The sequence below is a fragment of the Achromobacter aloeverae genome, assembly GCF_004121055.1.
Taxonomy (GTDB): Bacteria; Pseudomonadota; Gammaproteobacteria; order Burkholderiales; family Burkholderiaceae_B; genus Bordetella_C; species Bordetella_C aloeverae.
Genome location: NZ_PYAL01000005.1, coordinates 157,234 through 179,646, shown reverse-complemented (window position 1 = coordinate 179,646; position 22,413 = coordinate 157,234). Strand labels below are relative to the sequence as shown.

The window sequence follows — 22,413 nt, the reverse complement described above, 5'->3', positions numbered from 1 at the left end:
AAAGCGACCGCGGGAACCGAAGCGGAATCGAAGAAAACGGCCCGGAGCTAGGCCCGGCCCCCATGGGGATCCGGACTGGTGACAGTCCGGCGCGCTATAGTACCAAGTTGGCCTTTGAATCTGCTGAAACCGACCTGATGGACGCGATACGCATTCGGGGTGCACGCACCCACAATCTCAAGAACGTCTCGCTGGACCTGCCCCGTCAGAAGCTGGTGGTCATGACGGGACTGTCCGGTTCGGGCAAATCCTCCCTGGCCTTCGATACGCTTTACGCCGAAGGCCAGCGCCGCTACGTCGAAAGCCTGTCGGCCTATGCGCGCCAGTTCCTGCAACTGATGGACAAGCCCGACGTCGACCTGATCGAGGGGCTGTCGCCGGCGATTTCCATCGAACAGAAGGCGGCGGGCCACAACCCGCGCTCCACGGTCGGCACCATCACGGAAATCCACGACTATCTACGTTTGCTTTACGCCCGTGTCGGCACGCCCTACTGCCCCGACCACGGCCTGCCGCTGCAGGCGCAGAGCGTCAGCCAGATGGTGGATGCGGTACTGGGCTGGCCGGCCGAAACGCGGCTGGCGATCATGGCGCCGGTGGTCCGCGGCCGCAAGGGCGGCTTCGAGGACGAATGCGCCAGCCTGCAGTCGCAGGGCTACGTGCGGCTGCGCGTGGACGGCCAGATGGTCGAGATCGACAGCATGCCGGCGCTGAAGAAAACCGAGAAGCACGATATCGACGTGGTCATCGACCGTCTGCGCGTGCGTACGGAAAGCAAGCAGCGCCTGGCGGAAAGCTTCGAAACCGCGCTGACCCTCGCCGATGGCCGCGCGCTGGCCCTGGACATGGACAGCGGCCGCGAGCAGGTGTTCTCCAGTCGCTACGCCTGCCCGGTGTGCAGCCACAGCCTGCCGGAACTGGAACCGCGCCTGTTCAGTTTCAACAACCCCATGGGCGCCTGTCCCAGCTGCGATGGTATCGGGCAGGTGGGCTTCTTCGATCCCAAGCGGGTGGTCGCCTTTCCGGAGCTCAGCCTGGCGGCCGGCGCCATCCGCGGCTGGGACCGGCGCAACGCCTTCACGCACTCGCTGTTGACCAGCCTGGCCGCGCACTACGAGTTCGACATCGAGGCGCCCTTCGAAAGCCTGCCGGAAGCGGTGCGCAACCGCGTGCTGTATGGGTCCGGCGAAGAAGAGATCGCCTTCGTCTATTTGAACGAGAAGGGCCGCAGCACGGTCAAGCGCCACACTTTCGAAGGGGTGATTCCGAACCTGGAGCGCCGCTGGAAGGAAACCGATTCCGCCACCGTGCGCGAGGAACTGGGCAAGTACCGCAACATCAAGACCTGTCCCGACTGCGGCGGCTCGCGCCTGCGCGCGGAAGCGCGCCACGTGCTGATCGGCAACGAAGCGCACCCCGGCAGCGAACGCCACGGCCGCGCCATCTACGAAGTGGAGGGCATGCCCCTGTCGGACTGCCTGCACTGGTTCCAGGCACTCAAGCTGACCGGCGCCAAGCAGGAGATCGCCCAGCGCATCGTGCGCGAGATCGAGGCGCGGCTGAGCTTCCTCAACAACGTCGGCCTCAATTACCTGTCGCTGGACCGCAGCGCCGATACGATCTCCGGCGGCGAGGCGCAGCGCATCCGCCTGGCCAGCCAGATCGGATCCGGTCTTACGGGCGTGATGTACGTCCTGGACGAGCCTTCCATCGGCCTGCATCAAAGGGATAACGACCGCCTGATCGGCACGCTGCAGCATCTGCGCGACCTCGGCAACAGCGTCATCGTGGTCGAGCACGACGAAGACATGATCCGCTCGGCCGACTGGGTGGTGGACATGGGCCCCGGCGCCGGCGAACACGGCGGCCAGGTCGTGGCGCAAGGCACGCCCCGCCAGGTGCAGGACGACCCGCAGTCGATGACCGGCCAGTATCTAAGCGGCCGGCGCGCCATCGAGATCCCGCAGCGCCGTCCCGTGGACGACACCCTGCCCTGGCTGGCCATCACCGGCGCCAGCGGCAACAACCTGAAGAACGTCGACCTGCGTATACCGGGCGGCCGCCTGGTCTGCGTGACGGGCGTATCGGGCTCGGGCAAGTCGACCCTCGTCAACGACACGCTGGCGGTGGCGGTCTCGCGCCAGCTGCACCACGCCCAGGCCGAGCCCGCGCCCTATGCCTCGATGGAGGGCCTGGAGCATTTCGACAAGATCATCAGCGTCGACCAGAGCGCCATCGGCCGCACGCCACGCAGCAATCCCGCCACCTACACGGGGCTGTTCACACCCATCCGCGAGCTGTTCGCGGGCGTGCCGGAAGCCCGGGCGCGCGGCTACGACCCCGGGCGCTTCAGCTTCAACGTCAAGGGCGGCCGCTGCGAGGCCTGCCAGGGCGACGGCGTGGTCAAGGTGGAAATGCACTTCCTGCCCGACATGTACGTGCCTTGCGATGTCTGCCACGGCAAGCGCTATAACCGGGAAACGCTGGAAATCCGCTACCGCGGCCGCAACATCAGCGAAGTGCTGGACCTGACGGTCGAACAGGCGCTGGAGTATTTCGAATCGGTGCCCGCGATCGCGCGCAAGCTGACGACGCTGATCGACGTCGGCCTGTCCTATATCCGCCTGGGCCAGAGCGCCACCACGCTATCGGGCGGCGAGGCGCAGCGCGTCAAGCTGTCGCTGGAGCTTTCCCGCCGCAGTACGGGCCGCACGCTGTACATCCTGGACGAACCCACGACGGGGCTGCATTTCCACGACATCGAGTTGCTGCTCAAGGTCCTCAACCAGCTGGTCGTGGCGGGCAATACGGTGCTGGTCATCGAGCACAACCTCGATGTCATCAAGACCGCGGACTGGGTGATAGACATGGGTCCGGAGGGCGGCGACGGCGGTGGCCGCGTCGTGGCGCAAGGCACGCCGGAGACCGTGGCCCAGACGGCCGACAGCCATACGGGACACTATCTGGCGCGCCTGCTCAAGCCGGCGCCTGCCCGCAAGAAAGCGGGCTGAGCGCAACCCTGCCGGCGTTCACTCGCCCGTGAACACCGGCTTGCGTTTCGCCGCGAAGGCGGCGGCGGCGTTGCGATAGTCATCGCTCTCGTTGGCGCGGCGCGATATGGCCTCGATGCGCCCGGCGTGCTCGGCCACCGTCCCCGCCGCGATGGCGTTGAGCTGCATCTTGCTGCCGGCGATGGACAGCGGCGCGTTGTCCATCATGGACCGGCCGAAGCGCAAGGCGGCTTCCAGCACGTCGCCGTCGCAACGTTCGTCGAGGTATCCGGCCGCGCTGGCCGCATCCGCGTCAACCATGTCCGCCGTGTACAGCCAGCGGCGCGCGGTCCGCACGCCCACCAGGCTGGCCAGCCGCTGCAACTGGATGGTGGGGTAGACCAGCCCCAGCAAGGCGACCGGCACGCGGATGCGCGCGCTGGCATCGCCCACGCGGAAGTCGCAGCACATCGCCAGGCTGCAACCGCCGCCCACGCACACGCCACTGACGGCGGCGATGACGGGAATGGGCGCGTCCTGCACCGCGGCATAGCATTCCTGGATCACGGCGCGATAGGCATCGGCGCGGACGGGGTCCGACAAGGCCTCGCGGAAAGCGAGGATGTCGTCTCCCGCGCAGAAATGCCCATCCGCGCCGCGCAGCACCGCGAGGCGCACCGCGCGATCGCGGCCGATGGCCAGGAAGGCGTCGCGCAGGTCCGTCCACGCCCGCAGGTCGCAGGCATTGCGGCGATAGGGGCGGTTGATGGTGACGACCGCGATGCGGCCGCCTTCGCGGTATTCGACGAGGATTTCGGAATCCGCCTGGGAAGCCGGCATGGCCGACGCAATGGGGGTCTTCGCTTCGGTGGTCACGGAAGGTCCTGCTCTCAAGGGGTATAGGTAATGCCGGCCGCGTCGATGACCTTGTTCCACTTGGCCATGTCCGCCTGCAACTGCCGAGCCGCCTCGGCCGGCGTGTTGCGCAACGGCAGCACGCCCTGCAGGCCGAACTGGTCCTTCACGCGCGGCGTCTCCATCAGTTTTTGCAGCGTGGCGTTGAGCTTCGCGACGACGGCTTCCGGCGTCGCGGCCGGCGCCAGCACGCCGTAGATGGCTTGCGCGGAGAAGCCCGGCAGCCCTTGCTCGGCCAGCGTCGGCACATCGGGCAGCGACGGCAGGCGATGCGCGGAGGCCACGCCTATGGCATGGATGCGGCCCGCGGGAATATTGGCCAGGGCCGTCGGCGCCGTCGCGAACATCATCTGGATCTGGCCGGACATCAGGTCGGTCATCGCGGGCGCCGCGCCGCGATAAGGCACGTGCATGATGTCCACCTTCTCCTGCAGCCGGAACATCTCGGCCACCACGTGCTCTATCGTGCCGTTGCCGGACGAACCGTAGGCAATCTTGCCGGGCTCCTTTTTCAAGGCGGCGACGAAGTCGGGCAGCGTCCTGGCGGGCACCGTGTGGCTCGCGACCAGGATGATGGGCAGCTCGCCGACCAGGGCGACCGGCTGGAAGTCCTTGGCCAGGTCATAGCCCACCGCCTGCACGCCCATCAGTTTGCCGATCAGCGCATACGACGTGGTCGGCGCCATCAGCAGGGTATAGCCATCGGGTGCGGCGCGCTTGACGTATTGCGCGCTCAGGTTGCCGGCGAAACCGGGCTTGTTCTCGACCACCACCGGTTGGCCCAGGGCCTCGCCCAGTTCGCGCCCCAGTATGCGCGCCACCACGTCCACGGCGCCGCCCGGCGCATAGCCCACCACCAGCGTGATGGGCCGGTCCGGAAAGGCCGCGCTGGCGGCGCCCGCCATGCCCAGTGCCGCGGCGCCGGCCAGGACCCTGGCCGCCACCCTGCGCGCGCCGTGCGCGAACTGCCCCAGGCGATCCATCCAACGACATGTCTTCATCTGTGTTCCCCTTGAAAGGTGCGCCCGGGCTCGCGTCCCGTGTGCGCTTGCGCCGGCCGGCCCGGCTCCGCTACTTCCCGATGCGATACCCCGAACGTTCAAGGTCCCAGGCGTCCGCCACGGTGCGCGGCAATTCCTTCTTCTGGATGCGCTGCGTGGGCGTCTTGGGAAACTCGTCGATGAACGCGACGTATCGCGGAATCTGGTAATACGGCAGGCGCGCCTCGCTCCACTTGATCAAGGCCAGCGGATCCAGCACGGCCGGCATCCCGGCGGCCTTCTCGCGCACGCGCACGAACAGCTTCAACTCGTCCTCGCCCAGATCGCTGGGCACGCCGACCAGGGCCAGCTCCTCGATGTCGGGATGCTCGGCGAGCACGCGCTCCACTTCCCAGGTCGAGATATTGATGCCGCGACGCCGCAGCATTTCCTTCTTGCGACCCGCGTAGTACAGGAAGCCTTGCGCGTCCTGGCGGCCCAGGTCGCCGGTCAGGAACCAATCGCCGCGCCGCGACGATGCCTCGGCCTCCGGATTGCGGAAGTACCCGAGGAAACCCAACTCGGGCACGCGCGCGCGCACGGTGATTTCACCGGTCTGGCCCACGGGCACGGGCTTGCCCTCGTCGTCGGCCAGCATCACGTCGTAGTAGTCCAGCGCCTTGCCGATGGCGCCGGCCGGCCCGTCGGGATTGACGGTGACGAAGGTGATCAGCTCCGACAGGCCATAGCCTTCGCGCATCTCCACGCCGAAACGTTCCGAGAATGTCTTCCACAGGTCGGGCGGGCAGCCGCCGCCCCATGCGATGCGCACGCCATGGGTCCGGTCGCCGTCTCGCGCCGGCTGCTTGAGCAGCATGGGGATGACGGTGCCCAGGTAGTGGATATGCGTGACGTTGTAGCGCCGCGCGTCATCCCAGAAGCGCGACGCGCTGAAGCGCTCCACCATCGCCAGCCGCGTGCCGCCGATCAATGCGGAGATGATGACGGCCACGCCGGCCCCATGATGCAGCGACTCCCAAAGCAGGAAGGTGTTGCCCGGCCGCGCGCCGGTCAGGCGCAGGATGGCTTGCGGGCCGGCGCGCAGCGTACGGTCGGATTTCAGCACGCCCTTGGGCGCGCCCGTCGTGCCGGAACTGGGCGTCAATGCCAGGATGTCATCAGGCGCCGGCCGCACGGGCGGCGCGGCGGCCGACTGGCTGGCCAGGCCTTCGAAGGCGCGCGCGGCATCCTGGCCGCCGCGCCACAGCACCCGTTCCAGTTTGGATAGTTCCGGCGCCAGCGCATCGGCGTACTCCGCATCGGCGATCAACGCGCGCGGCGCCAGGTGGTCGAACAGATGCTGGAGCGACGCGCCCTTCAGGTGGACATTGATGGGCACCCGGACCAGCCCCAGCTTGGCGAGGGCGAAGATCGCCACGATATGGTCCGGGTGGCTGGGCAGCATGAGGCCGACACGATCGCCCGGCCGCAGCCCATCCCGCCACAGCAGGTTGGCCAATTGGTTGACGCGCGCGTTCAACGCGCCCAGGGTCAGGACGTCATCCTTGAAATAGCAGTAGACGCCGTCGGGGTCTTCGGCCGCGCGGCGTGCCAGCAGCTCGGCGAGGGTTTCATCAGGCACGGGCGCAATGGCGACGTGCGTCGTATCAGGACTGGCTTGCATGGGCGAAAGAGGGAATCCGGAGAATGGCGCTTATTTGGCGTGCGGGTTGGCGTCCGCGCGGCGTTGTTCACGTTCCGTGAAGAACGCCTGCATCATGCGGGCCGGCTCGCCGGATTCGTACGACTCGTGGTGGATGCGTTCGGCCGCGCGGATGGACTCGCGGAAGCTCGCTTCCGTCATCTCGCGCAAGCGCGCCTTGTTCAAGCGCATGGCGACCGGCGGCTTGGCCGCCAGCATGCGGGCGGTTTCCAGCGCGGCCGGCAGCACCTGCTCGCGCGGGACCAGCCGGTGGATGAGGCCGATGGCGTGGCACTCGGCGGCTTCCATCATGCGGCCGCTCAGCGTCAGCTCTATGGTGCGCGACATACCCAGCATTTCGCGCATGATCCACGGCCCTGTCACGCTGGCGATGCCGGCATTGATCTCGGGCTGGCCCATGCGCACGCCTTCGTGGCCGATGCGGATATCGCCCAGCAGCGACACCTGGAAGGCGGATCCCGCGGCGGTGCCGTTCAGGGCCATGACCAGGGGTTTGTAGAAGCTGCGCAGGACGTCGTAATAGGTTTCCCACTCGCCTATCCAGCTCTGCGCGCGCGAGGCGTCGAACTCGCGCGCCTCGTTCAGGTCCTGGCCGGCGCAGAAGGCACGATCGCCTGCGCCTGTCATGACCAAGGCGCCCACCTTGGGGTCGGCGCCGGCGCTGCGCACGGCATCCAGGATTTCCGCGCGCATCGGCGCATGCCAGGCATTGAGGCATTCCGGGCGGTTGAGGGTGAGTACGGTCACCGGTCCCTGTTGTTCGAGCTTGATGTACTTCGTCATGGCTGCGGGTCCTGTTTCGTGTCCTGTTGCGGGTCCATCGAATCGGCCAATCAATTGATATGCAATTGAGTAAATTGATTAGCAATTGACGCAACTATAGGAGTCCGCGAGGCAGCGGAACATTAGGGATTACGCGCAAAAAAATCGGATATCAATTTAATTAATTGATATCCGATTACCGCAGCGGTGCGCAGTGGTGGACCGCAGGCGCCGCACTAGGCGGCCGACAACACCTTCGCCGTATGCAGGGCGCGCGGCAGCAGGTCGCGCCGCGCCGTGTCCACGTCGTAGCGCAAGGACAGCGTCGACAGGTTGATGGCCGCCACGACCCGGCCCGCATGGTCGAACACCGGCACGGAGATCGACACGCTACCCTGGCCGAGGTTCTTTTCTGTCATCGAGTAGCCTTGCTCCCGGGCCTTGTCGATCAGGGCAAGGATGTCATCATCCTTGCGGTCGCCGAAGCGCGCGCGCACCGCCGGAGCCAGCCGGCCCAGCATCCCGCGCAGCACATCTTCGGTCTGCTGGCTCAGCAGCACCTGGCCCGACGACGCCGGCAGCGCGGCGAAGCGGCTGCCCACCGGCAAGTTCACGGACGCCAGATGCTCGCTGGGCACGTTGCCCAGCACGACGATATCGTCGCCATCCAGCTCCACCCACGATACGGTCTCGTGGGTTTCCTGGGCCAGTTGCGACAATACCGGGAAGGCAGCCTGCAAGCGTGCGTTGGCGCTCAGCATGCCGCCCACCAGCCCGACCAGCTTGGTCGACAACGAATAGAGACGCGCGGCGGGATGACGGCGCAGATAGCCAAGCTGGCACAATGTGTAGACGAACCGCTGCGCGGCGCTGCGGCCCATGCCCGTGCGCTGGGCAATATCGGCGATGGACAGCTCGCTGGCGCTTTTGTCGAAGGCCTCCAGCACCCGCATCGCCTTTTCCACCGATGCGACATACAGGCGCTCGTCGACGTCCGTCCGGGTTGCGGACAGGGCGCCGGGTTCCGCTTGCGGACCGGCCTGGCGCGTCGTTGGAGTCGAGTTCGTGCTCATGGAAAAATCGCGTTCCCGCGGCGTGGCGGCGGGCTGTCTAATGGGCGGGCTGTCTAATGGGCGGGCGGCCTGATGGCCGGGTGCTCTAATGGCCAACAGGCTCGACAGTGTACAGCCCGGGCAGCCCCCTCAACCCTTGGAGACATTGCATGACCCATCACGGCATCGAAGGCCGTCGGCGCTGGCTGGCCTTGACCATACTCTGCCTGGGTGTCCTGATGATCGTACTGGACACGACCATCGTGAACGTTGCCCTGCCCTCCATCCGCACCGACCTGCGCTTCACCGAAACCTCGCTGGTCTGGGTGGTCAACGCCTACATGCTGACCTTCGGCGGCTTCCTGCTGCTGGGCGGACGCCTGGGCGACCTGTATGGGCATCGCCGCATGTTCCTGGCCGGCCTGGCGCTGTTCACATTGGCCTCCCTGGCCTGTGGCCTGGCCCACACGCGCGAATTCCTGATCGCCGCGCGGGCCGTGCAGGGGCTGGGCGGCGCGATCGTGTCCGCCGTTTCCCTGTCCCTGGTCATGAACCTCTTCACCGAGACCGCCGAACGGGCCAAGGCCATGGGCATCTATGGCTTCGTCTGTGCCGGCGGCGGCAGCCTGGGCGTGCTGCTGGGCGGCCTGCTGACCACAGCGCTCAGCTGGCACTGGATCTTCCTGGTCAACATTCCCATCGGGGCGCTGGTGTACGGCCTGTGCGTGCGGCTGATCCCGCGCGGACGCGGCCAGGCCATGGACGGCCGCCTCGACATCGGCGGCGCGGTCACCATCACGCTGGCGCTGATGCTGGCGGTCTACGCCGTGGTCAACGGCAACGAGGCGGGCTGGACCTCCGTGCAATCGGTGTCCATGCTGGCGGCGGCGGCGCTGCTGCTGGCGGCTTTCTTCGTCATCGAAGCGCGCGTGCGCGCGCCGCTGGTGCCCTTGCGCTTGTTCCGCCTGCGCAACGTGGTGGTCGCCAACGTGGTGGGCATCCTGTGGGCGGGCGCCCTGTTCGCATGGTTCTTCATATCGGCGCTCTACCTGCAGCGCGTGCTCGGGTATGACGCCATGGGCATCGGACTGGCGTTCCTGCCCTCCAACCTGATCATGGCTGCGCTTTCACTGGGCCTGTCGGCACGCCTGGTGATGCGCTTCGGCGTACGCGCGCCCCTGGTGGCCGGCCTGTTGACGGCCGCCATCGGCCTGGCGCTGTTCAGCCAGGCGCCCGCCGACGGCAGCTTCCTTATCCATATCCTGCCGGGCATGCTCCTGCTGGGCCTGGGCGCGGGCATCGCCTTCAATCCCATGCTGCTGGCCGCGATGAGCGACGTGCCGCCCAGCGAGTCGGGCCTGGCGTCCGGCATCGTCAACACCGCGTTCATGATGGGCGGCTCGCTGGGCCTGGCGGTGCTGGCCAGCCTGGCCGCCGCGCGTACCGGCGCGGCAGCCGCCGCGGGTGCCGCGCCGGCGCAGGCCTTGAACCAGGGCTACCAGGTGGCGTTCCTGGGCGGCGCCGTCTGCGCGCTGGCGGCTACCGTGCTCGCGGCATGGCTGCTGCGCACGAAGCTGCAGGGGCGGGGAGAAGCGCGGGAGGAAGCACAACGGGGGCAGGCGCATTGAACCGCGGGCTGCGCCCGTTCAGCCTTCCGAAATGTCGAACAGGCGCCGGTGCTCGCGCATGGCGTAGCGGTCCGTCATGCCGGCGATGTAATCCGAGATGGCGCGGGCTTGCGTCGTTTCGTCGTCGCGGCGATAGTCCGGCGGCAACAGCCGCGGATTGCCGAGAAAGGCCGTGAACAGCTCGCGCACGATGCGGCGCGCCTTGCTCGTCATGCGCACCACGCGGAAATGCCGGTACAGGTTGTCGAAGAGAAAGCGCTTGAGGACATCGGCTTCGGCGCGGATCCCCGCGGAAAAGCCCGCCAGCGGGGGCGCGGCGCGCACATCGTCCACGGAAGCGGGCGCGCATTCGGCGATGCGCGCGGCCGTGTTCCCGGTCAGGTCGACGATGAGGGTATTGATCATGCGCCGTATGGTCTCGGCGATCTGGCGACGGGGCGCCACCCGCGGATAGCGCCGCAAGACCTCCGCATGATGGCGCGCGAAGATGCTGACCTCCTGCAATTGCTCCAGCGTGATCAGTCCGGACCGCAATCCGTCATCGACGTCGTGATTGTTGTAGGCGATTTCGTCGGCCAGGTTGGCCAGTTGCGCTTCCAGCGAAGGCTGGCGCTTGAGCAGGAAGCGTTCGCCGACATCGCCCAGCTGGCGCGCATGCGATACCGAACAATGCTTGAGTATGCCCTCGCGGGTCTCGAAGCAGAGATTCAGCCCATCGAATGCGGCATAGCGCTCTTCCAGCGCATCGACCACGCGCAGGCTTTGCAGGTTATGCTCGAAGCCGCCCGCCGCCGGCGCCAGTTCGCGCATGCAGGCATTCAACTCATCCTGTCCGGCGTGGCCGAAAGGCGTATGACCCAGGTCATGCGCCAGCGATATCGCCTCGGTCAGCTCCTCGTTCAACCGCAGGCTGCGCGCCAGCGTACGGGCGATCTGGGCCACTTCCAGGCTATGGGTCAGCCGCGTGCGAAACAGGTCGCCCTCATGGTTGACGAAGACCTGCGTCTTGTATTCCAGGCGGCGGAAAGCGGTGCAATGGATGATGCGGTCGCGATCGCGCTGGTATTCGGTACGGTTGCTCGGCGGCGGCTCGTCATGCGCACGTCCGCGGCTACGCGCGGGATCGCACGCATAAGGCGCCAGGAGGGCGGAATCCACGGGGGTCGCATCCATCCTCGCGCCCTCCGTCCGTCAGGCCGGTCCCACCGTGCGCGCCAGGGTGCGCAGCACGGCGTCCTCGGGAGCCTTGCATGTCAGCGCCTCGCCGATGCGCGGCGTCAGGACAAAGCGGATTTCGCCACCCTCGGATTTCTTGTCGACCCGCATCAGGTCCATCCAGCGCTGCGCGCCCAGGTCCGGCGCCACCGTGGGGCAGCCTATCGCTGCCACCAGGGCGCGCACGCGGTCCACGTCCGCCGCCGGGAAACCCAGCACTTCGGACGACAGTTCCGCCGCCTGCACCATGCCGCAGCCCACGGCTTCGCCGTGCAGCCACGCGCCGTAGCCCAGGCCCGATTCGATGGCGTGGCCGAAGGTATGGCCCAGGTTCAATATCGCGCGCAAACCGCCTTCGCGCTCGTCCTGCCCCACCACCTGCGCCTTCAGCTCGCATGACACCCGGATGGCGTGCGCGATCGCGTCCGGTTCCAGCGCGCGCAGCGGGCCGGCGTTCTGCTCGCACCATGCCCAGAAAGCGGGGTCGAGGATCATGCCGTACTTGATGACTTCCGCCAGCCCCGCCGACACTTCGCGCGCCGGCAGCGTGGAAAGCACGTCGGTGTCGATTTCCACCGCCACCGGCTGATGGAAGGCGCCGATCATGTTCTTGCCCAGCGGATGGTTCACGCCGGTCTTGCCGCCCACCGACGAATCGACCTGCGCCAGCAGCGTGGTGGGTACTTGCACGAAACGGATGCCGCGCATGTAAACGGCGGCCGCGAAACCGGTCATGTCGCCGATGACGCCGCCTCCCAGCGCCACCAGCACCGAACGGCGGTCGAAGCCGTTGGCCAGCAGCGCGTCGAACACCTGGTTCAGCGTCTGCATGTCCTTGTGGGACTCGCCGTCCGGCAACTCGATGCGCAGCACGCGGCGGCCGGTGCGAGCCAGCGCGCGCTCGGCCCGCTCGGCGTACAGCGCCCCCACGGTGGGATTGGTGACCAGGCCTATGGCCGTGGCATCGGCCGGAATGGCTTCGTCCAGCGCATCCAGCCGGCCTGGCGCGATACGGATGGGATAGCGTCCGCCAGGGACATCGACGTCAACGACATTCATGCTTGCTTGATCTCGTAGGCTTGCAACTTGGGGATCAACGTCTTGACCAGGGAATAGACCGGCGTGCAGCCGGTTTCCACCGTCAAGTGCGCGACCTCGCGGTAAAGCGGTTCGCGCTTCTGCATCAGATCGCGCAGCGTGGCGCGCGGATCGGCGGTGCGCAGCAAGGGGCGGTTGCGATCGCGCGCGGTGCGACGGAACAATTCATCCACGCTGGCACTAAGATAGACCACGACACCCTGCTCGCGCAGCAGCTTGCGGTTGCCCTCGGCCAGGATCGCCCCGCCGCCGGTCGCCAGCACGATATTACGTCGGGACGCGCAGCGCTCCAGCGTCGCCGACTCGCGCTTGCGGAAGCCTTCCTCGCCTTCGATTTCGAAAATGACGGGCACCCGCACGCCGCAGCGCGCTTCCAGTTCATGGTCAAGGTCGACGAATTCACGGCCCAGCGCCCGCGCCAGCCCGCGCCCTATCGTCGTCTTGCCGGCGCCCATCATGCCGACCAGGAAGATCGGCAGGTCGTACGGCAAGCTCGCCCGGGGCCCGGGCAGCGGCTGGCAGGGATCGTAAAGCGAGGCGGAGTCAGTGTCCGGGGCCGGATCTTCGTCCGGGCAGGCGGTGGGAGTGACGTTCATGATCAGTATTATCCCATTGGCGGCAGTTGTCCGCGCGCTACACTGGAAGACGCTGTTACAGAAACCGACCAGAAACTGAGATTCGCGCCAGGGCCCGGCCGCGACTTGCCCTTAAAATCGCCGCGATGAGCAAGCCCCAGAACCCCTCCAAGAAAGACCAGCCGACCTCCAGCGGCTCTCCCTTCCTCCGTTTTTTCGTCAAGCTCGGCATTTTCTGCCTGGGTTTGGGAATATGCGGACTGCTGCTGGGCGGCATGGCCTTGGCGCTGGCGTGGCCCAATCTGCCCGACCTGCACGCCATGACCGACTACCGGCCGCGGGTGCCCCTGCGCGTCTATACGGCGGACAAGGTGCTGATCGGCGAATTCGGCGAAGAACGCCGCAACGTGTTGCGCTTCAATGAAATCCCCGATGTCATGAAGGCGGCCGTGCTGTCGGCCGAGGACGACCGCTTCTACCAGCACGGCGGGATAGACTGGACCGGCGTCGCGCGGGCCGGGCTGACCAATATCGTCAATATGTCCAAGACGCAGGGCGCCAGCACCATCACCATGCAGGTGGCGCGTAACTTCTACCTGTCGTCCGAGAAGACCTATTCGCGCAAGTTCTACGAACTGCTGCTCACGTTCAAGATCGAGTCCAGCCTGACCAAGGACCAGATCCTCGAACTCTATATGAACCAGATCTACCTGGGTCATCGCGCCTACGGCTTCGCCGCGGCTTCGCGCACGTATTTCGGCAAGCCGCTGTCGGAGATCTCGCCCGCCGAGGCCGCCATGCTGGCCGGCATCCCCAAGGCGCCGTCGCGCTTCAATCCGCTGTCCAACCTGCCGCGCGCGCAAATCCGCCAGCATTACGTGCTGGGCCGCATGCACAACCTGGGTTACCTGACCGACGCGGAATACCAGACGGCCATGAGCCAGCCCATCGTGCTGAAGTCGGCCGAGGGCACGCCGGCGGGCGGCTATGCCATCCACGGCGAATACGTCGCCGAACTGGCGCGCCAGCTGCTGTTCGGCGTGTACCAGGACAACGTGTATTCGCGCGGCTTGAATATCTACACCACCGTGCAGTCCAAGGACCAGGAAGCAGCCTACCGGGCGGTGCGCGAAGGCGTGCTGGACTACACCCGCCGCGCGCCCTACCCCGGCCCCGAGGACCAGCTCGACATGCCGGCCGGCGTGGAGAACAACCCCGGCCAGCTGGATGAGTTCCTCGACGGCGTGCTGGACAAGTATTCGGACAGCGGCGACCTGCTGGTGGCGCTGGTCCTGTCCGCCAGCCCCAACGAAATCCGGCTGGTGCGCAGCTCGCGCGAAGTCATTTCCATCACGGACAAGAAAACGCTGGGCGTGGTGGCGCGCGCGCTCAACGACAAGGCCAAACCGGAGGCCCGCATCAAGCGCGGTTCCGTGGTCTACATCCATAAGCTGCCCGACGACAGCTGGGAAGTCATCAATATGCCGGCCGTGCAGGCGGCCTTCGTTGCCCTGTCCCCGCAAGACGGCGCCATCCGCGCCATGGTGGGCGGCTTCGATTTCTACCGCGGCAATTTCAACCGCGTTACCCAGGCCTGGCGCCAGCCGGGTTCCAATATCAAGCCTTTCGTCTATGCCGCCTCGCTGGAGCGCGGCCTGACGCCGGCCACGCAGATCTCGGACCAGCCCTTCGAGCTGAGCGCGGCGCAGACCGGTTCCAAGGCCTGGAGCCCCAAGAACTACGGGAACCAGTACGAGCCCATGCTCACCATGCGCCAGGGCCTGTACAAGTCCAAGAACATGGTGTCCATCCGCATCATCCAGGCCATCGGCCCCCAATACGCGCAGGACTACCTGACCCGCTTCGGCTTCGACAAGTCGCGCCAGCCCGCGGTGCTGCCGCTGGCCCTGGGCGCGGGGTCGGTGACGCCCTTGCAGCTGGCGGGCGCCTACTCGGTGTTCGCCAACGGCGGCTACCGCATCACGCCCTACCTGATCGACAAGGTCACGGACAGCAGCGGCAAGGTGGTCATGCAGGCCAAGCCGCTGGTGGCCGGGGATTCCGCCGCGCGCGCCATCGACCCCCGCACCGCGTTCGTGATGGACGACATGCTGCGCGGCGTGGCCACCTACGGCACGGCCGCCCGCGCGCGCGCCGTCCTGAAGCGCAACGACATCGCGGGCAAGACCGGCACCACCAACGAATCGGTGGACGCGTGGTTCTCGGGCTATACGCCCAGCCTGGTGGCGACCGCCTGGCTGGGCTATGACCAGCCGAAGTCGCTGGGCTCGCGCGAAACCGGCGGCGGCGTGGCGCTGCCGATCTGGTTGAGCTATATGCAGGACGTGCTCAAGGGCGTGCCGGAGCAGAAACAGCGTCCGAAGCCGGACGGCCTGATCACCGAAAACGGCGAATACTACTTCTCGGAATTCCCGCCTGGCCAGGCGGTGGCGCGGCTGGGGTTGCCGCAGGGCGATTCGCTGGGCGAATTCCTGAATGCGCTGAATTCGTCGTCCAACGACGGCGATGGCTACAACAACGGGCAGTCGAAACCGCAGGGAACGTCGTTCGGCGAAGGCTCCATGCCCCGCTAGACGGGGCCGGCGTGGCCGGGGACCTTGCCTGGCCGGCTGCGGGCATGGCCGGGGAAGTCCCGGCCATGGTCGTTCATCGACCCCTGGGTCATGGGCGGCGTCAGACCTGCACTTTCACCGGCACGCCAGCGGCATCCGAGCAGATCTGCGACAGGGCATCGGCCAGGCCGGGACCGCCGCGGGTGTCGTTCCAGTGCTTGCCGTCGTACCTGTAGTGAAAGCCGCCGCTGCGCGCCGCGACCCACAGCTCCTGCATGGCGGCCTGGCTATTGACGACGACGTGGGTGTCGTCCTCGAAAACCAGGGTCAGGACGTTGCCGCTGCGGTTGGCCTCGATGTCCACATCCAGGGAAGCCGCCCAGTCGTCAGCCTGGCTTTCGAGAGAATCGAGCACCTGCTCGGCCAACGCAAGAAATTCGGTTTCGTTCATAATCCCAACCTGCATGAATTTCGGAGTTCCCAGTGTCCCATATGGCAACTAGCCGCAGGGTTCTACGCATTGTAGCCACGCTGGCCGCCGGCGCCTGGCTGGCGGGCTGCGGCTATAAGGGTCCGCTCTATCTGCCGACCGGCAACGGTACGCAGCAGGCCAAGCCGCCCGTGGGCGTGCGTCCGGCGCCGCTGCCGCCGACCATACCCGGCAGCGCGGCCGACGTTCGGATCACCCCGGCCCTTCCCTCCTACCCGCCGACCGGCGCACAACGATGACTGCTTCCCTTCCCCGGCGGGCCCAACCGGCCGGCTATCCCCATTTTCACGTCAAGGACGGCTCGCTGTACGCGGAAGAGGTGCCGCTGCAGGTGCTGGCCGACCGCCTGGGCACGCCGCTCTACGTCTACTCCCGCGCCGCCCTGCATGCCGCCTGGGAGTCCTACCGCAGCGCGACGGCGGGCCGCGATGTGCTGATCTGCTACGGCATGAAGGCCAATTCCAACCTGGCCGTGCTCAAGGAATTCGCGCGGCTGGGCGCCGGCTTCGACATCGTTTCCGGCGGCGAGCTCAAGCGGGTGCTGACCGTGGGCGCCGACCCGGCCAAGGTGGTCTTCTCCGGCGTGGGCAAGCAGGCCTGGGAAATGCAGGCCGCGCTGGAAGCGGGCGTCAAGTGCTTCAACGTCGAATCCGAGGCGGAACTGCACCTGTTGTCCGACGTCGCCGTGTCGATCGGCAAGAAGGCGCCGGTGTCGCTACGGGTCAATCCCGACGTCGACGCGGGCACCCATCCCTATATTTCCACCGGGCTGAAGGAAAACAAGTTCGGCATTGCCATCGAGAACGCGCTCGACGCCTATCGCACGGCCGCCAGCCTGCCGGGCTTGCAGGTCGTGGGGGTGGACTGCCACATCGGTTCGCAGATCACCGAGGTCAGTCCCTACCTGGACGCGCTGGACAAGCTGCTCAACCTCATCGATGCGTTGGCCGGCGCCGGCATCGCCATCGAGCACCTGGACCTGGGCGGCGGCCTGGGCATCACCTACGTGGACGAGACGCCGCTTGCGCCCAAGGCCCTGCTGGACCAGGTCTATGCCAGGCTGGAAGCGCGCAAGCTGGCCCACCTGAAGCTGGTGATGGAGCCGGGCCGCTCGCTGGTGGGCAACGCCGGGCTGCTGCTGACCACGGTGCAATTCCTCAAGCACGGCGAAACGCACAACTTCGCCATCGTCGACGCCGCCATGAACGATCTGCTGCGTCCCACGCTCTACGACGCCTGGCACGGCCTGCTGCCGCTGCACCAGCGCGCGGGCGCCACGGTGGAATACGACGTGGTGGGGCCGGTCTGCGAAAGCGGCGACTGGCTGGCCCGCAAGCGCGCGCTGGCGGTGGAACAGGGCGACGTGCTGGCCGTGGAGTCGGCCGGCGCCTACGGCATGGTCATGGCCAGCAACTACAACACGCGGCCGCGCGCCGCCGAAGTGATGGTGGATGGCGCGGAATACCACGTCATCCGCAAGCGCGAATCGGTGGAAGACCTGTTGCGCGGGGAATCGACGCTGCCCTGAAGGCGGCCGGCGCTCCAGCAAAAACGCCCGCTTGCGCGGGCGTTTTTCATTTCATCATGACTCCAGTGCCGCATTTCGCTCTACTACGCTACTACCCGATACAGCAGGTTTATCAATGGGTTAGGCGAGTTCAACCTCTGATGGTGCTTTCCGGAACTTGACCTGGTTTTCCCGCTGATGGCTCCCCCGGGTCTTGGAAACGGGGTCTTTCCTAGGAGTCGTCGTGGCAAAAATCAACCTCACCAAGTCCGCCATCGAAGCGGCGCGCGCCCAAGCACAGGCAGCAGAACTGCGCATACGCTGGTGCCCGGCTTCCTGTGCGAGATTACCCTGGTAGCCGCAAGGTGTTTATGCTCCGGCGTCGCACGAATGCGGGCGAACGCCGCAAACGCGCCTTGGACCAGTACGGGGACCAAGCATTCCAGGCCCAGCTCTACATTCACATGCTAGATTGCGTCTTTACGATTTAATGCGACTTTGTGCTACCAATTTCATTGGCGCTGGAGCAGCCGTGACCGAGCCTTGGGTATCCGTTGAGCAGATCGCCGAACACTTGGGCGTGACGCGCGATTCCATCTACCGCTGGATCGACCGCAAGGGCCTGCCCGCGCACCGCGTGGGGCGGCTTTGGAAGTTCCAGATGTCGGAGGTGGATGAGTGGGTGCGCGCCGGTGGCGCGGATGAAGAGAAGAAACAGAACTGAACGAGAACCACAATATGGCCAAAATCAGGAAACCTGCGCACCCGCCCAGCCTGCAGCTTTCACCAACGCGGATGCTCGTCACCACGAAGGCCACTGGCTGTGGATTCCTCTGCGCAAGGAATGGTGCGATGTCAGCGCCCAGGCCGGAAGGAATCACCCATCAGAAGTCCGGCAGCATGGAGGAATCTACCCCATGACTGATTTTCAGCAGCAATATGCCCTGTGGGATGAGTTCCTGGCCGTTTGGCCCGCTACACGACTGGCCACGATGAGGCTAGACGAATACACCCAGGCGGGCTCGAAGGACAGCTTCACCTACTGGATCGAATCGCGGCTCGATGAACTGGGCAGCATTTGGGGCGGGTCGGCGTTCAAGTTCGGCGTGTTCTCGCGCAAGGACGCAGAGGAGAAGAAGAACGACGGCAAGTTGAGCTACTCCGGCACCCACGGCTGGTACTCGTCCCTCGGCGCGACGGCAGAAGAAGCTTTTGGGAGGGTGCGTGGTTACGTTGTTCAGGTGGCAGCGCTGGCCGCACAGGGCGATGTGGAAGGCCTTGATGCCTTCAAGGACCTAGGCGAAGCATTCAAATGGAAGATCGCCTTCCACTATCAAAACCGGCAAAAACCGCTGATCGTGGATGTGTTCAAGCCTGCAATGCTGGCCGCGTACACAGGTGGCACCACCGGCCAGGGCATGGCCGCCTTGCAGAAAGCCGTAATCGCCGGACTTCCAGCAGGCACGGGCATTCTGGAATACGGGCGGCAAGTATGGGAGGCCTGGAGCAAGAAGAATCTGGCGATATGGAAGTTATCCCACGGTAGTTTGACCGATACGGAACGTCGGCAGTGTCTGGACAATTACTTGGGTGTGATGGGAAAAGGAACCGGCAAAGAGCAAGGCAAGAAGTTCGCCGAAGTGCCCGTGGGCGCATTGTTTTTCCTCTGCCACGGAAATAGCCTACAGCTTATCGGGCAATTCACTTCCGACGCCGACCCTTGGCCCGAGCGCACGGGCTGGTTGCAACGCAGTTACCGTGTGCTCAAAACTGCCCAGCGCAACGACCGCTACATCGCGAATTCAAAGTACTGGTCTCCGCAAGGCAATACGACCTTCTGGCAAGTCGGCGCGGAAGATCTTCCAGAATTTGAATCGACCTTGCTAAAACCGTACTTCGGCACGGATTTGGCTGAATTGGCGGCACTGGCCGGTGACCCCCTTGGGGCCGCCAGCCGAGAAAGCGGCATTACGCGGCCGTCCCCCGCTCCTGCGCAGCCTGCCGCCAGCAAGCCGGTTTCGCCTTGCATCAACCGCATCTACTACGGCCCGCCCGGCACCGGGAAAACCTACACCCTGACTCGGCTACTCAAGCGCGATTACGAGCAGCAGATGGGATCCATTTCCACAGAAGAATGGCGCAACCAGATCATCGCCGAGAAAATCGCGGTGCTGAAATGGTGGGAGGGTGCTGCCGCTGCGTTATATGACCTGGGCGGCGAGGCCAGGGTGCCCAAACTCGCCGAGCATCCATTCATTCAAGCCATCGCTACCGCTAAAGGGCGCACCGAGGGCATCAAGCAAACCCTTTGGGGCACGCTGCAACATCACACGATTCTTGATTCGGCAACCGTAAACATCAAATTGCGATTGGATCCGGCGATCTTTGAAAAATCTACGGATTCAGTATGGCAGTTTGCTGGTGATTGGCGGGAGGTCTGCGCCGACCTGATCGCACTCGTCGATCAGCTCAAATCTGGTCGGCAGGATGTCGGTGTGATTCAACGCTACAGCTTCGTCACCTTCCACCAGTCCTACGGCTACGAGGAATTCGTCGAAGGGCTTCGTCCCGTACTGACGGGCGAAGCGGAGGCGAGCGAAGTGGCCTACGAAATTCGCCCCGGTGCGTTCCAGGAACTGTGCCGCAAGGCGAGGCAGGCACCCGACCAGCGGTTTGCGATGGTGATCGACGAGATCAATCGGGGCAACATCAGCAAAATTTTCGGTGAGCTGATCACCCTGATCGAGGCCGACAAGCGTGACCCGTTGAACGGCAGCGCCCCCCCGGTCGAAGTGGTCTTGGCGTATTCCGGCGAAAAGTTCTCGGTGCCGGCTAACGTGGATATCATCGGCACGATGAACACGGCGGATCGTTCACTGGCTCTGCTTGACACCGCCTTACGTCGCCGGTTCGAGTTCTTGGCCTTGCTGCCCGACACCCGCGCCGAGAAAGTCCCCGGTGACCCGGACAGCGCACCACTGGCGGGGTTGATCGTCACCACCGATGCCGGGCCAATTGACGCGCGCCGGTTGCTGGAACGAATCAACGAGCGCATCGAGGCGTTGTACGACCGCGATCACTGCATCGGCCACGCTTACTTGACCAGTCTAGCTCAGGTGGAAGATGGCCCCTTGCGGTTCAAGGCGCTGACTACGGCCTTCCGCCACCGCATCGTTCCGCTGCTGGAAGAGTACTTCTTCGAGGACTGGCGGAAGATTCGGTTGGTGCTGGGCGACAACCAGAAGATGGACGCGGCGCTTCAGTTCGTCGGCGAAAGCGACCCACACGTACAAGACTTGGCCGTCCTGTTCGGCAACGACCACGGGCTTGACAGCTACGCGACCAAGCGCCGTTACAGTCTACAGGAATCGGCGTTCACCAATCCTGCCGCATACATCGGCATCTATCAGGCCTCCGCCTAACTGGCACGAAAATGGCTGGCATCACGATCCATGAATTCGACGCGCTGGTAGCCTTGCCGCCGGATGCGCTCAATGCCAACGAACTGCACTCGGTGCCGGAGCATGTGTTCAGTTGGCTGGAATCACAGGCGCTACGCTCCGTAGAAGCGGGCGATTCGGCTTGGCTGCGACTGACCCAGCGGCGTGGGCATCGCGCGGTGCAGGTGACCAGCTTCGTTGGCGTGATTCGCGCGCCGGACGGGTTCCAGATCGAGGTACTGCCGAAGGTCGGCAAGGCGATTGATGGCGGTGATGTGCAGGCTCGGCAACTTCTGATCGAGATGCTGCGGTGTCTGGGAGGCTTCCGCCACATCCAGACCGACAGTGCCAAGTTGGTGGCCGCGCATATGCCCTTGCTGGAAGTCTTCATCGGCGAGTTTCTACTCACTGTGGAGCACATCGTCAAGCGAGGGTTGCGTGGCCATTACACCTTGCGGCAAGACAACATTTTCGCGTTGCGTGGCAAGCTTCAAATGGCCGCGCATCTGCGGCAGAACCTGTGCCGACGGGATCGCTTCTTTTCCGAGTTCGACGAGTTCTCGAACAACCGTCCGGAAAATCGCCTGCTGCATTCGGCGCTTCGGCAAGCCCTTGCCTGGACCTCCTCGCAAACGCATCAACAATTGGCGCGCGAACTTTGCTTTGTGTTTGCCGAAATTCCTGAATCGGAACAGCAGATTCTAGATTTTCAAAGGGTGCGGCTAGATCGCGGGATGGGGCACTACGCCGACGCTTTGGCGTGGGCGCGCCTGATCCTGCAAGATGAATCGCCGCTCACTGGCGCGGGTGGCCATCGTGCGCCGTCACTGCTATTTCCAATGGCAGCGGTCTTCGAGGCCTACGTCGCCAAGCATCTTGCGCGCCAGCTCGGGCAGCCCTTTACGCTGCGCGCGCAAGCCAGCAGTTTTTCACTGATCAGACACCAAAGCCAGGACTGGTTCCGCATGAAGCCTGATCTGCTGATTCAGGAATCCGCGGCGAACCGCTTGGTGCTGGATACGAAGTGGAAATTGATCGACGGGACGAAGGCCAACGGCACGGACAAATATGGATTGAGCCAAGGGGACTTCTATCAGTTGTACGCCTATGGTCAAACCTATCTCGACGGGCAGGGTGATGTGGTGCTGATCTACCCCAAGACGGATGCGTTCGAACGGGCGCTTCCCATGTTCGAATTTCCGAAATCCCGAGGCCTTCGATTGTGGGTTCTACCGTTCTGCCTGCAACAACGTCGACTTGTCCTTCCGGCTTGCGGCAGTCTCGATGCGTTCGCGCGCGGACCATCACCGTTGACGGGACAGAATGCAGTGACCAATATTGGCCTCGAAGAAATGGCCTTGACATGATTGCTCAGCGGAATCCATGACTGAAGCCGAACCTCTGCAAACTAAGCGTGGCGACATCAATGCCGACAGCATCGCGGCGGAACTGAACGCCTTCGCAA

Annotated in this window: 17 protein-coding genes and 1 pseudogene; 9 read left to right on the top strand and 9 right to left on the bottom strand. The window is 65.1% G+C overall.

From position 1 onward, the window contains the following. Positions 1-137: 137 nt before the first annotated feature. Positions 138-3,011, top strand: coding sequence for an excinuclease ABC subunit UvrA (uvrA, locus tag C7R54_RS17575; protein WP_129151724.1), 2,874 nt, complete (start codon positions 138-140; stop codon positions 3,009-3,011). A gap of 18 nt (positions 3,012-3,029) precedes the next feature. Here uvrA and C7R54_RS17570 read toward each other — a convergent pair whose 3' ends face one another. The 5 genes from C7R54_RS17570 to C7R54_RS17550 all read right to left on the bottom strand — a co-directional run bounded on the left by C7R54_RS17570 (position 3,030) and on the right by C7R54_RS17550 (position 8,443). Continuing rightward, positions 3,030-3,866 (bottom strand): enoyl-CoA hydratase/isomerase family protein, encoded by an 837-nt coding sequence (locus C7R54_RS17570; protein WP_240039585.1) that lies wholly within the window; start codon positions 3,864-3,866, stop codon positions 3,030-3,032. Between the two features lie 14 nt (positions 3,867-3,880). Further along, positions 3,881-4,906, bottom strand: a complete 1,026-nt coding sequence (locus C7R54_RS17565) for a Bug family tripartite tricarboxylate transporter substrate binding protein (protein WP_129151723.1) — start codon at positions 4,904-4,906, stop codon at positions 3,881-3,883. A 70-nt stretch (positions 4,907-4,976) separates the two neighbouring features. Beyond that, positions 4,977-6,569: an AMP-binding protein gene (locus C7R54_RS17560; protein WP_129151722.1), complete on the bottom strand. Its 1,593-nt coding sequence runs from the start codon at positions 6,567-6,569 to the stop codon at positions 4,977-4,979. Positions 6,570-6,599: 30 nt separating this feature from the next. Continuing rightward, positions 6,600-7,391 (bottom strand): enoyl-CoA hydratase/isomerase family protein, encoded by a 792-nt coding sequence (locus C7R54_RS17555; protein WP_129151721.1) that lies wholly within the window; start codon positions 7,389-7,391, stop codon positions 6,600-6,602. A 215-nt stretch (positions 7,392-7,606) separates the two neighbouring features. Further along, positions 7,607-8,443 carry an IclR family transcriptional regulator gene (locus C7R54_RS17550; protein ID WP_129151720.1) on the bottom strand — a complete coding sequence of 279 codons (837 nt, stop codon included), beginning with the start codon at positions 8,441-8,443 and terminating at the stop codon, positions 7,607-7,609. A gap of 149 nt (positions 8,444-8,592) precedes the next feature. On the opposite strand from C7R54_RS17550, the gene C7R54_RS17545 reads away from it, so the two are divergent. After that, complete coding sequence (locus C7R54_RS17545) at positions 8,593-10,050, top strand: DHA2 family efflux MFS transporter permease subunit (RefSeq protein ID WP_129151719.1); 1,458 nt, start codon at positions 8,593-8,595, stop codon at positions 10,048-10,050. Positions 10,051-10,068: 18 nt separating this feature from the next. On the opposite strand, the gene C7R54_RS17540 is transcribed toward C7R54_RS17545, so the two are convergent. Genes C7R54_RS17540 through C7R54_RS17530 form a run of 3 tightly spaced genes read right to left on the bottom strand, consistent with a single transcriptional unit; the run spans position 10,069 to position 12,959 of the window. Next, the gene (locus tag C7R54_RS17540; RefSeq protein ID WP_240039584.1) at positions 10,069-11,208 is read right to left on the bottom strand and encodes a deoxyguanosinetriphosphate triphosphohydrolase; all 1,140 of its coding nucleotides are present in this window, start codon (positions 11,206-11,208) and stop codon (positions 10,069-10,071) included. 33 nt (positions 11,209-11,241) lie between these two features. Further along, entirely contained in the window at positions 11,242-12,324 is a 1,083-nt protein-coding gene (gene aroB / locus C7R54_RS17535; RefSeq protein ID WP_129151717.1) for a 3-dehydroquinate synthase, read from the bottom strand. After that, on the bottom strand, positions 12,321-12,959 hold the full coding sequence (locus C7R54_RS17530) for a shikimate kinase (protein ID WP_129151716.1): 639 nt from the start codon (positions 12,957-12,959) through the stop codon (positions 12,321-12,323). Before C7R54_RS17530 ends, aroB begins: the two co-directional genes overlap by 4 nt. A gap of 125 nt (positions 12,960-13,084) precedes the next feature. Between C7R54_RS17530 and C7R54_RS17525 the strand changes: the two genes are divergently transcribed. Continuing rightward, on the top strand, positions 13,085-15,532 hold the full coding sequence (locus C7R54_RS17525; RefSeq protein WP_129151715.1) for a penicillin-binding protein 1A: 2,448 nt from the start codon (positions 13,085-13,087) through the stop codon (positions 15,530-15,532). Between the two features lie 100 nt (positions 15,533-15,632). On the opposite strand, the gene cyaY is transcribed toward C7R54_RS17525, so the two are convergent. After that, positions 15,633-15,962, bottom strand: coding sequence for an iron donor protein CyaY (gene cyaY, locus C7R54_RS17520; protein ID WP_129151714.1), 330 nt, complete (start codon positions 15,960-15,962; stop codon positions 15,633-15,635). A 41-nt stretch (positions 15,963-16,003) separates the two neighbouring features. Between cyaY and lptM the strand changes: the two genes are divergently transcribed. The 6 genes and pseudogenes from lptM (at position 16,004) to C7R54_RS17490 (ending at position 22,315) form a co-directional block, all read left to right on the top strand. After that, entirely contained in the window at positions 16,004-16,240 is a 237-nt protein-coding gene (lptM, locus tag C7R54_RS17515) for an LPS translocon maturation chaperone LptM (protein WP_240039583.1), read from the top strand. Further along, positions 16,237-17,529 carry a diaminopimelate decarboxylase gene (gene lysA, locus C7R54_RS17510; RefSeq protein ID WP_129151712.1) on the top strand — a complete coding sequence of 431 codons (1,293 nt, stop codon included), beginning with the start codon at positions 16,237-16,239 and terminating at the stop codon, positions 17,527-17,529. The genes lptM and lysA overlap by 4 nt, the downstream gene beginning before the upstream one ends. Positions 17,530-17,752: 223 nt before the next feature. Next, positions 17,753-17,942 (top strand): annotated as a pseudogene (locus tag C7R54_RS29270) (Arm DNA-binding domain-containing protein); the annotation flags it as partial. Positions 17,943-17,998: 56 nt separating this feature from the next. Further along, complete coding sequence (locus C7R54_RS17500) at positions 17,999-18,232, top strand: helix-turn-helix domain-containing protein (RefSeq protein ID WP_129152026.1); 234 nt, start codon at positions 17,999-18,001, stop codon at positions 18,230-18,232. A gap of 193 nt (positions 18,233-18,425) precedes the next feature. Beyond that, positions 18,426-20,930, top strand: a complete 2,505-nt coding sequence (locus C7R54_RS17495) for an McrB family protein (RefSeq protein WP_129151711.1) — start codon at positions 18,426-18,428, stop codon at positions 20,928-20,930. Between the two features lie 11 nt (positions 20,931-20,941). Next, positions 20,942-22,315, top strand: coding sequence for an McrC family protein (locus C7R54_RS17490; protein ID WP_129151710.1), 1,374 nt, complete (start codon positions 20,942-20,944; stop codon positions 22,313-22,315). The last annotated feature ends 98 nt before the right edge of the window (positions 22,316-22,413 follow it).

Bases quoted from the DNA above. Each gene is read 5' to 3' on its own strand.
- uvrA (WP_129151724.1), top strand. From the start codon at position 138: ATGGACGCGATACGCATTCGGGGTGCACGCACCCACAATCTCAAGAAC.
- C7R54_RS17565 (WP_129151723.1), bottom strand. From the start codon at position 4,906: ATGAAGACATGTCGTTGGATGGATCGCCTGGGGCAGTTCGCGCACGGC.
- C7R54_RS17560 (WP_129151722.1), bottom strand. From the start codon at position 6,569: ATGCAAGCCAGTCCTGATACGACGCACGTCGCCATTGCGCCCGTGCCT.
- C7R54_RS17555 (WP_129151721.1), bottom strand. From the start codon at position 7,391: ATGACGAAGTACATCAAGCTCGAACAACAGGGACCGGTGACCGTACTC.
- C7R54_RS17550 (WP_129151720.1), bottom strand. From the start codon at position 8,443: ATGAGCACGAACTCGACTCCAACGACGCGCCAGGCCGGTCCGCAAGCG.
- C7R54_RS17545 (WP_129151719.1), top strand. From the start codon at position 8,593: ATGACCCATCACGGCATCGAAGGCCGTCGGCGCTGGCTGGCCTTGACC.
- aroB (WP_129151717.1), bottom strand. From the start codon at position 12,324: ATGAATGTCGTTGACGTCGATGTCCCTGGCGGACGCTATCCCATCCGT.
- C7R54_RS17530 (WP_129151716.1), bottom strand. From the start codon at position 12,959: ATGAACGTCACTCCCACCGCCTGCCCGGACGAAGATCCGGCCCCGGAC.
- C7R54_RS17525 (WP_129151715.1), top strand. From the start codon at position 13,085: ATGAGCAAGCCCCAGAACCCCTCCAAGAAAGACCAGCCGACCTCCAGC.
- cyaY (WP_129151714.1), bottom strand. From the start codon at position 15,962: ATGAACGAAACCGAATTTCTTGCGTTGGCCGAGCAGGTGCTCGATTCT.
- lptM (WP_240039583.1), top strand. From the start codon at position 16,004: ATGGCAACTAGCCGCAGGGTTCTACGCATTGTAGCCACGCTGGCCGCC.
- lysA (WP_129151712.1), top strand. From the start codon at position 16,237: ATGACTGCTTCCCTTCCCCGGCGGGCCCAACCGGCCGGCTATCCCCAT.
- C7R54_RS17500 (WP_129152026.1), top strand. From the start codon at position 17,999: ATGCGACTTTGTGCTACCAATTTCATTGGCGCTGGAGCAGCCGTGACC.
- C7R54_RS17495 (WP_129151711.1), top strand. From the start codon at position 18,426: ATGACTGATTTTCAGCAGCAATATGCCCTGTGGGATGAGTTCCTGGCC.
- C7R54_RS17490 (WP_129151710.1), top strand. From the start codon at position 20,942: ATGGCTGGCATCACGATCCATGAATTCGACGCGCTGGTAGCCTTGCCG.